Origin of the sequence: Streptomyces ipomoeae 91-03, from assembly GCF_000317595.1 — a bacterium.
In the GTDB taxonomy this organism is placed as follows: Bacteria; Actinomycetota; Actinomycetes; order Streptomycetales; family Streptomycetaceae; genus Streptomyces; species Streptomyces ipomoeae.
Genome location: NZ_AEJC01000624.1, coordinates 23473 through 32326, shown reverse-complemented (window position 1 = coordinate 32326; position 8854 = coordinate 23473). Strand labels below are relative to the sequence as shown.

The window sequence follows — 8854 nt, the reverse complement described above, 5'->3', positions numbered from 1 at the left end:
GACCCCGCTCCCCACGAGGACCCCTGAGGACTTTCGAGATGTACAAGCTGTTCTTCCGTCTGGTTTTCACACGGATGGACCCGGAGGAGGCCCACTACCTGGCCTTCCGCTGGATCCGCCTCGCCGTCCGCATCCCCGTGCTGCGCACCTTCGTCGCCGCCGTGCTCGCGCCCCGCTACGAGGAACTGCGCACCGAGGCGTTCGGGCTGCGCATGCACGGCCCGTTCGGGCTGGCCGCAGGCTTCGACAAGAACGCCATCGCGATCGACGCCATGTCGATGCTCGGCTTCGACCACGTCGAGATCGGCACGGTGACGGGCGACGCCCAGCCCGGCAACCCCAAGAAGCGGCTGTTCCGCCTGGTCGCCGACCGCGCCCTGATCAACCGCATGGGCTTCAACAACGAGGGCTCGCTCGCGGTCGCCGCGCGCCTCGCTTCCCGTACGCCCGTCTTCAAGACCGTCGTGGGCGTCAACATCGGCAAGACCAAGGTCGTCCCCGACGATGAAGCCGCCGCGGACTATGTGAAGTCCACCGAGCGGCTCGCGCCGTACGCCGACTACCTGGTCGTGAACGTCTCCTCGCCCAACACGCCCGGCCTGCGCGACCTCCAGGCCACCGAGGCGCTGCGCCCCCTGCTCACCGCCGTGCGCGAGGCCGCCGACCGCACGGTGCGCACGCGCCGGGTGCCGCTGCTGGTGAAGATCGCGCCGGACCTCGCCGACGAGGACATCGACGCCGTCGCCGACCTCGCCGTGGAGCTGGGCCTGGACGGGATCATCGCCACGAACACCACCATCGCGCGCGAGGGACTCGGTTTGAAATCCGAACCCTCCCTGGTCAAGGAGACGGGTGGTCTCTCCGGAGCGCCCCTGAAGGGCCGCTCCCTTGCAGTGCTGCGCCGCCTCCACGCGCGCGTGGGCGACCGGATCACCCTGGTGAGCGTCGGAGGCATCGAGAACGCCGACGACGCCTGGCAGCGCATCCTCGCCGGTGCCACCCTGGTCCAGGGCTACAGCGCCTTCATCTACGAGGGCCCCTTCTGGGCCCGTGCCGTCCACAAGGGCCTCGCCGCACGCCTGCGCACCAGCCCGTACGCCTCCCTCGCCGACGCGGTCGGCGCCGACGTCAGGAAGAAGACGGCATGACCGAGACCTTCGGTGCGCGGCTGCGCCGAGCCATGGACGAGCGCGGCCCCCTGTGCGTCGGCATCGACCCGCACGCCTCCCTGCTCGCGTCCTGGGGCCTGGACGACGACATCGCCGGCCTGGAGCGCTTCAGCCGCACGGTCGTCGAGGCGCTGGCGGACCGGGTGGCCGTCCTCAAGCCGCAGAGCGCGTTCTTCGAGCGCTTCGGGTCACGCGGCATCGCCGTCCTGGAGAAGTCGGTCCAGGAGGCACGGGCGGCCGGTGCCCTGGTCGTCATGGACGCCAAGCGCGGTGACATCGGCTCCACCATGGCCGCGTACGCCGAGACCTTCCTGCACAAGGACGCGCCCCTGTTCTCGGACGCGCTGACGGTCTCCCCGTACCTGGGCTACGGCTCCCTGAAGCCGGCCGTGGACCTCGCGCGCGAGAGCGGCGCCGGGCTGTTCGTGCTGGCGCTGACCTCCAACCCGGAGGGCGGCGAGGTGCAGCACGCGGTCCGCACCGAGGACCCTGCCGGGCGGAACGTCGGGGCGACGATGCTGGCGCACCTGGCGGCCGAGAACGCGGGGGAGGAGCCCATGGGGTCCTTCGGCGCCGTCGTCGGTGCCACCCTGGGTGACCTCTCGTCGTACGACCTCGACATCAACGGACCTCTGCTCGCACCCGGAATCGGTGCCCAGGGAGCCACGCCGGCCGACCTTCCGGCGGCCTTCGGGGCCGCTGTGCGCAATGTGGTCCCGAACGTCAGTCGAGGTGTCCTTCGTCACGGTCCCGACGCCGCCGCGCTGCGTGACGCGTCGGATCGCTTCGCGGAGGAGATCCGGACCGCCACGGCAGCCGTCTGAGACCTCCGATGAGTGCTCCGAGGGTCGGTTCCCGGACGGCTTGAGTCTGAATACATTCTCAAATCCGGGGCAATATGCCGGTTATGTCCGACTCCATGGAGGCTGACCAGGACTTTTCCGCTGTTCTCGCTGACTCTGGCGGAGTTGGCCGCTAGTCTCCGAGCAGTGGGGGCAGCTCCCACACCCTCAAGGTAGTGGGGGAGAACGGGCAAGCGTGTTGCTCGTAGCTCCTCAGGTGTGGGGCGACTAGGTTCCTCACCGGTCCGTATCCGACAGTTCGACATCCGAGGTGACGTAGGCGTGGCTCTTCCGCCCCTTACCCCTGAACAGCGCGCAGCCGCGCTCGAAAAGGCCGCCGCGGCTCGCCGGGAGCGGGCCGAGGTCAAGAATCGACTCAAGCACTCCGGCGCCTCCCTGCACGAGGTGATCAAGCAGGGCCAGGAGAATGACGTCATCGGCAAGATGAAGGTCTCCGCCCTCCTTGAGTCCCTGCCGGGCGTGGGCAAGGTCCGCGCCAAGCAGATCATGGAACGACTCGGCATCTCCGAGAGCCGCCGGGTGCGCGGCCTCGGCTCCAACCAGATCGCTTCCCTGGAGCGTGAGTTCGGCAGCACCGGCTCCTGACCCGGATCCTCGGGGAAGGGAGTCCCGGGTACTCCGGGGTTGCTGGAATAATTGCCGCATGGCTGTAACACTCCGGGGGACGACCCCCGAACCCCCGGACGTACGTCCGCGGCTGACCGTGCTCTCCGGCCCCTCAGGGGTCGGCAAGAGCACGGTCGTCGCTCATATGCGCAAGGCGCACCCCGACGTCTGGCTCTCCGTGTCGGCGACGACTCGGAAGCCCCGTCCCGGCGAGCAGCACGGAGTCCACTACTTCTTCGTCACCGACGAGGAGATGGACAAGCTCATCGCCAACAGCGAGCTGTTGGAGTGGGCCGAGTTCGCCGGCAACCGCTACGGCACTCCACGGGCCGCCGTGATCGAGCGCCTGGAGCGGGGCGAGCCGGTCCTGCTGGAGATCGACCTCCAGGGGGCCCGGCAGGTCCGCGAGACCATGCCCGACGCCCAGCTGGTGTTCCTGGCTCCGCCCTCCTGGGAGGAACTGGTGCGCAGACTCACCGGGCGGGGCACCGAGCCGCCCGAGGTGATCGAGCGCCGCCTGGAGGCGGCGAAGGTCGAACTCGCGGCCGAGCCGGAGTTCGATGTGACCTTGGTCAACACCTCCGTCGAGGATGTGGCGCGCGAGCTGCTAGCCTTGATGGATGTTGTGTGATCACGGGTTCTCCGGGAGCCCGACGGGCTCAGTGATCACGACCGATCTTTTCCCATCCATCGGAAGGTAGAGCGTGTCCTCTTCCATCTCCGCGCCCGAGGGCATCATCAACCCGCCGATCGACGAGCTCCTCGAGGCCACCGACTCGAAGTACAGCCTCGTGATCTACGCGGCCAAGCGTGCCCGCCAGATCAACGCGTACTACTCGCAGCTCGGCGAGGGCCTCCTCGAGTACGTCGGTCCCCTCGTGGACACTCACGTCCACGAGAAGCCGCTCTCGATCGCCCTTCGCGAGATCAACGCGGGTCTGCTGACGTCCGAGGCCGTCGAGGGCCCGGCGTAAGTTGAGCGTGGCGGTCGGTCGTAGCTAGTCATGTAGTTAGTCATATCGACGGACCGCAGCAGGTTTTTCCACAGGCCCGGCAGTCACACTGCCGGGCCTGTGGTGTGTGATGGACGCGTACGCCGATGAACCGCGGCGTGCGGACATCAGGTTCGTTCGGGTTCGAGTGCGGGGAGGCCCGGTGGGCAAGCCGAAGGTCGTTCTGGGAGTCAGTGGCGGTATCGCCGCGTACAAGGCGTGCGAACTGCTGCGCCGGCTCACCGAGTCCGGGCACGATGTGCGGGTCGTGCCGACCGACTCCGCGCTGCACTTCGTCGGTGCCGCCACCTGGTCCGCGCTCTCCGGCAACCCCGTCTCGACCGAGGTGTGGGACAGCGTCCACGAGGTGCCGCACGTCCGCATCGGTCAGGAGGCCGACCTGGTGGTCGTGGCCCCGGCGACGGCCGACATGCTGGCCAAGGCGGCCCACGGTCTGGCCGACGACCTCCTCACCAACACCCTCCTCACCGCCCGCTGCCCGGTCGTCTTCGCACCCGCGATGCACACCGAGATGTGGGAACACCCGGCCACCCAGGAGAACGTGGCGACGCTGCGTCGTCGCGGCGCCCTCGTCATCGACCCCGCCGTGGGCCGGCTGACCGGCGTCGACACCGGCAAGGGGCGACTGCCCGACCCCGTGGAGATCTTCGAGATCTGCCGCCGGGTCCTGGCTCGGGGCGTCACCCGGCCGGACCTCACCGGCCGGCATGTCGTCGTGAGCGCCGGCGGCACCCGCGAACCCCTCGACCCGGTCCGCTTCCTCGGCAACCGCTCCTCGGGCAAGCAGGGGTACGCCCTGGCGCGTACGGCTGCCGCGCGGGGCGCCCGGGTGACGCTGATCGAGGCGAACACCGGGCTGCCGGACCCGGCGGGCGTGGACGTCGTCCGGGTCGGCACGGCGGTCCAGCTGCGGGAGGTGGTGCTCAAGGCCGCTCCGGACGCGGACGTGGTCGTGATGGCGGCTGCGGTGGCGGACTTCCGCCCGGAGACCTACGCCACCGGCAAGATCAAGAAGAAGGACGATCAGGATCCCGAGCCGATCGTCCTGGTGCGGAATCCGGACATCCTCGCGGAGATGGCGTCCGACCGTCCCCGCCAGGGTCAGCTGATCGTCGGCTTCGCCGCGGAGACCGACGACGTGCTTGCCAACGGCCGTGCCAAGCTGGCACGCAAGGGGTGCGACCTTCTCGTGGTGAACGAGGTGGGAGAGCGCAAGACCTTCGGCTCCGAGGAGAACGAGGCGGTTGTGCTGGGGGCCGACGGGAGTGAGACGCCGGTGCCGTACGGACCGAAGGAAGCGCTGGCCGAAACCGTATGGGACCTGGTTGCGAGTCGGCTGGACTGACTGTTGCATTCGCGCCACGGCTCTCTGGAACCTCGCACTTTGAGGCGTGGCGACCCTGGCGGACACCGACGGCCATTGGGCAGAATGCACGTGCCGCAGGTCACAGGCTCCCGAGAGGCGAGACAGGTGGGCCGGTGGCCGAGCCCGACCGATAAACTGTTCTCGGATGATGCCGGGCGCAGCCCCCGAGCCCGTCCGCCCATGATCAGCCAGCAGCCGCTGCAACCCCAGGGAGCGTTGTGTCCCGTCGCCTGTTCACCTCGGAGTCCGTGACCGAGGGCCACCCCGACAAGATCGCTGACCAGATCAGCGATGCCATTCTCGATGCGCTGCTGCGCGAGGACCCCACGTCCCGTGTCGCAGTGGAGACGCTCATCACGACCGGCCTGGTGCACGTGGCCGGCGAGGTCACGACCAAGGCCTACGCGCCCATCGCCCAGCTGGTCCGCGACACGATCCTGGCGATCGGCTACGACTCGTCGAAGAAGGGCTTCGACGGCGCGTCCTGTGGTGTGTCGGTGTCGATCGGCTCGCAGTCCCCGGACATCGCGCAGGGCGTCGACACGGCGTACGAGTCCCGGGTCGAGGGGGCCTCCCAGAGGGAAGAGGGTGACGAGCTGGACCGTCAGGGCGCCGGTGACCAGGGTCTGATGTTCGGCTACGCGACGGACGAGACGCCGACGCTGATGCCGCTGCCGATCTTCCTGGCGCACCGCCTGTCGAAGCGGCTGTCCGAGGTCCGCAAGAACGGCACCATCCCCTACCTGCGTCCCGACGGCAAGACCCAGGTCACCATCGAGTACGACGGTGACAAGGCCGTCCGTCTCGACACGGTCGTCGTCTCCTCGCAGCACGCCAGCGACATCGACCTGGAATCCCTTCTGGCGCCCGACATCCGCGAGTTCGTGGTGGAGCCGGAGCTGAAGGCTCTCCTGGACGAGGGCATCAAGCTCGACACCGAGGGCTACCGGCTGCTGGTCAACCCGACCGGCCGCTTCGAGATCGGCGGCCCGATGGGCGACGCGGGCCTCACCGGCCGCAAGATCATCATCGACACCTACGGCGGCATGGCCCGCCACGGTGGCGGCGCCTTCTCCGGCAAGGACCCGTCCAAGGTCGACCGCTCCGCCGCGTACGCGATGCGCTGGGTCGCCAAGAACGTCGTCGCCGCGGGCCTCGCCTCCCGCTGTGAGGTCCAGGTCGCCTACGCCATCGGCAAGGCCGAGCCCGTCGGCCTCTTCGTCGAGACCTTCGGCACGGCCAAGGTCGACGCCGAGCGCATCGAGAAGGCGATCGAGGATGTCTTCGACCTCCGCCCGGCCGCCATCATCCGCGACCTCGACCTCCTCCGCCCCATCTACGGCCAGACCGCCGCGTACGGCCACTTCGGCCGCGAACTCCCCGACTTCACCTGGGAGCGCACGGACCGCGTGGACGCCCTGCGCGAGGCAGTGGGGCTGTAGGACCCAGGGTTCTTCGCTTTCTTGACGAGGCCCGGCGCCCCTTGGGGGTGCCGGGCCTCGGCGTGTCCGGCGGCCTGTGGTGGCTGGATCGTTGCTGTCGGGGTGGGCTTCGGTGGTGTGGGGCAGTGGGCAGGGGCTGAGGTGAGTCGGCGTTCGGTGGGGGCTCGGGCGGCGGGCGTTGTCAGTGGGGTTTGGTAAGAATGCAGGTGTGAGCAGCGAGGATGGGAAGAGCGGCGGTGGCGCGGGGGGCGCGGTGCCGGAGCAGCTCGCGCTCATTCGGGAGGCTGTGCGGGAGGCGAAGGCGCCGAGGGCCAAGCCGCGGACGTGGCGGGGGGCCGCGTTGGCCAAGGAGCTGCCGGTCGCGCGGGTGCTCGTCGACAAGGGTGTGCTGCATCTCGATCGGTACTTCGACTATGCGGTGCCGGAGGAGCTGGATGCCGTCGCCCAGCCGGGCGTCAGGGTGCGGGTTCGCTTCGGGGCCGGGGGGCGAAATGTTCGGGAGGGGCGGCGTGAGGGTGGCTCGCTGATCGACGGATTTCTTGTCGAGCGGGTTGCCGAGTCCGATTACGCCGGGCCGTTGGCCGCGCTCGCACAGGTTGTTTCGCCTGAACCGGTGCTTGGGCCGGAGCTGTTGGGGCTCGCGAGGGCTGTGGCGGATCGATATGCCGGGAGTCTCGCGGATGTGCTGCAGCTGGCCGTTCCGCCGCGGCATGCCCGGGCGGAGGCCGTGGAGATGGGAGAGCCGCCTCCGGTTCCGGCCGCGCCTGACGTGGGGTCCTGGCGGAGGTACGGGCGCGGGGCCGAGTTTCTGCGGGCGCTGGCCGGTGGGGGCGCGCCGCGGGCCGTGTGGACCGCGTTGCCGGGGCCGGACTGGGCCGAGGAGATCGGGCGGGCGGTGCAGGCGACGCTGGCGTCGGGGCGCGGGGCGTTGGTCGTCGTACCGGCCGGGCGGCCTGCCGCGCGGGTCGACGAGGCGCTTCGGAGGTTGCTGGGCGAAGGGCAGCATGCGCTGCTGACCGCCGAGGCCGGGCAGGAGCGGCGGTATCGGGAGTGGCTGGCCGTGCGACGGGGAGCCGTGCGGGCCGTCGTCGGGACCCGGGCCGCGATGTTCGCACCGGTGCGGAACCTCGGGCTGGTCGTGGTGTGGGACGACGGGGATGCCGGCCACAGTGACGACAACGCGCCTTTCCCGCATGTCCGGGAGGTGTTGGAGTTGCGGGCCGCACGGGACAAGTGCGCCTTTCTGCTGGGGAGTTGGAGCTGTACGGTCGAGGCCGCCCAACTCGTCGAGAGCGGGTGGGCCGTGCCGATCGTCGCCGAGAGGGAGCAGGTCCGGGCCACCGCGCCCCTGGTGCGGACCGTGGGCGACGGGGAGTTGGCGCGGGACGAGGCCGCGCGGGCGGCGCGGCTGCCCAGTCTTGCGTGGCAGGTCGCCCGGGGCGGCTTGCGGAGCGGGCCCGTGCTGGTGCAGGTGCCTCGGCGGGGGTACGTGCCGCGGTTGGCCTGTGCGCGGTGCCGGGAGCCCGCGCGGTGCCGGCACTGTGCGGGGCCGCTGGAGGCGCGGGAGGGTGCCGGAGCGCTGGTGTGCGGTTGGTGCGGGCGTGAGGAGGGCGGCTGGCACTGCTCCGAGTGCGGGGGGCACCGGTTGCGGGCCCAGGTCGTGGGCGCGCGGCGGACCGCCGAGGAGTTGGGGCGGGCCTTTCCCGCCGTGCCCGTACGGACCTCCGGGCGCGAGCATGTGCTGGACACGGTGCCGGGGACACCCGCGCTGGTCGTGAGCACACCGGGGGCCGAGCCGGTCGCCGAAGGCGGTTACGCCGCCGCGCTGTTGCTCGATGGGTGGGCCATGCTCGGACGGCCCGATCTGCGGGCCGGTGAGGAGGCGCTGCGGCGGTGGATCGGGGCCGCCGCGCTCGTTCGGGACCAGGGGGCGGGCGGCACGGTCGTCGTGGTCGCCGAGCCGACACTGCGGCCCGTACAGGCGCTCGTACGGTGGGATCCGGTGGGGCACGCGGTGCGGGAGCTTGCCGAGCGGGCCGAGCTGGGCTTTCCGCCGGTGTCGCGCATGGCCGCCGTCTCCGGGGCGGTCGGGGTCGTCGACGACTTCCTGGCCGGGGCCGAACTGCCGCCCGACGCCGAGGTGTTGGGGCCGGTGCTGGTTGCTGTTACGGAGGCCGGGCGGCAGCGGAGAGTGGGGGCACCGCCGCCGGGGGAGCGGTGGGAGCGGGCGCTCGTACGGGTGCCGCCGGGGAGCGGGGCGGCGTTGGCGGCGGCGCTCAAGAGTGCGCAGGCGGCGCGGATGGCGCGTGGGGGGAGTGACGGGGTGCGGATTCGGATGGATCCGCTGGATATCGGGTGAGGAGCGGGGGCTCGGGGGATCGGGGGGTGCCTCTAT

8 protein-coding genes are annotated in these 8854 nt (G+C 70.6%); all 8 read left to right on the top strand.

The features are described from left to right. The first annotated feature begins 38 nt into the window (after positions 1 to 38). The 8 genes from STRIP9103_RS40540 (at position 39) to STRIP9103_RS40505 (ending at position 8818) form a co-directional block, all read left to right on the top strand. On the top strand, positions 39 to 1148 hold the full coding sequence (locus STRIP9103_RS40540) for a quinone-dependent dihydroorotate dehydrogenase (RefSeq protein ID WP_009338313.1): 1110 nt from the start codon (positions 39 to 41) through the stop codon (positions 1146 to 1148). After that, positions 1145 to 1993 carry an orotidine-5'-phosphate decarboxylase gene (gene pyrF, locus STRIP9103_RS40535; RefSeq protein WP_009338293.1) on the top strand — a complete coding sequence of 283 codons (849 nt, stop codon included), beginning with the start codon at positions 1145 to 1147 and terminating at the stop codon, positions 1991 to 1993. Before STRIP9103_RS40540 ends, pyrF begins: the two co-directional genes overlap by 4 nt. Before the next feature lie 300 nt (positions 1994 to 2293). Then, the gene (locus STRIP9103_RS40530) at positions 2294 to 2617 is read left to right on the top strand and encodes an integration host factor (protein WP_003977346.1); all 324 of its coding nucleotides are present in this window, start codon (positions 2294 to 2296) and stop codon (positions 2615 to 2617) included. A 58-nt stretch (positions 2618 to 2675) separates the two neighbouring features. Next, positions 2676 to 3269, top strand: coding sequence for a guanylate kinase (gmk, locus tag STRIP9103_RS40525; RefSeq protein ID WP_009338268.1), 594 nt, complete (start codon positions 2676 to 2678; stop codon positions 3267 to 3269). Positions 3270 to 3342: 73 nt separating this feature from the next. Continuing rightward, positions 3343 to 3612: a DNA-directed RNA polymerase subunit omega gene (gene rpoZ, locus STRIP9103_RS40520; RefSeq protein ID WP_005485492.1), complete on the top strand. Its 270-nt coding sequence runs from the start codon at positions 3343 to 3345 to the stop codon at positions 3610 to 3612. A 181-nt stretch (positions 3613 to 3793) separates the two neighbouring features. Beyond that, on the top strand, positions 3794 to 4996 hold the full coding sequence (coaBC, locus tag STRIP9103_RS40515; RefSeq protein WP_009338299.1) for a bifunctional phosphopantothenoylcysteine decarboxylase/phosphopantothenate--cysteine ligase CoaBC: 1203 nt from the start codon (positions 3794 to 3796) through the stop codon (positions 4994 to 4996). A 239-nt stretch (positions 4997 to 5235) separates the two neighbouring features. After that, positions 5236 to 6459, top strand: a complete 1224-nt coding sequence (gene metK / locus STRIP9103_RS40510; protein WP_009338295.1) for a methionine adenosyltransferase — start codon at positions 5236 to 5238, stop codon at positions 6457 to 6459. A gap of 208 nt (positions 6460 to 6667) precedes the next feature. Continuing rightward, complete coding sequence (locus STRIP9103_RS40505; RefSeq protein ID WP_048821904.1) at positions 6668 to 8818, top strand: primosomal protein N'; 2151 nt, start codon at positions 6668 to 6670, stop codon at positions 8816 to 8818. Positions 8819 to 8854: the final 36 nt, after the last annotated feature.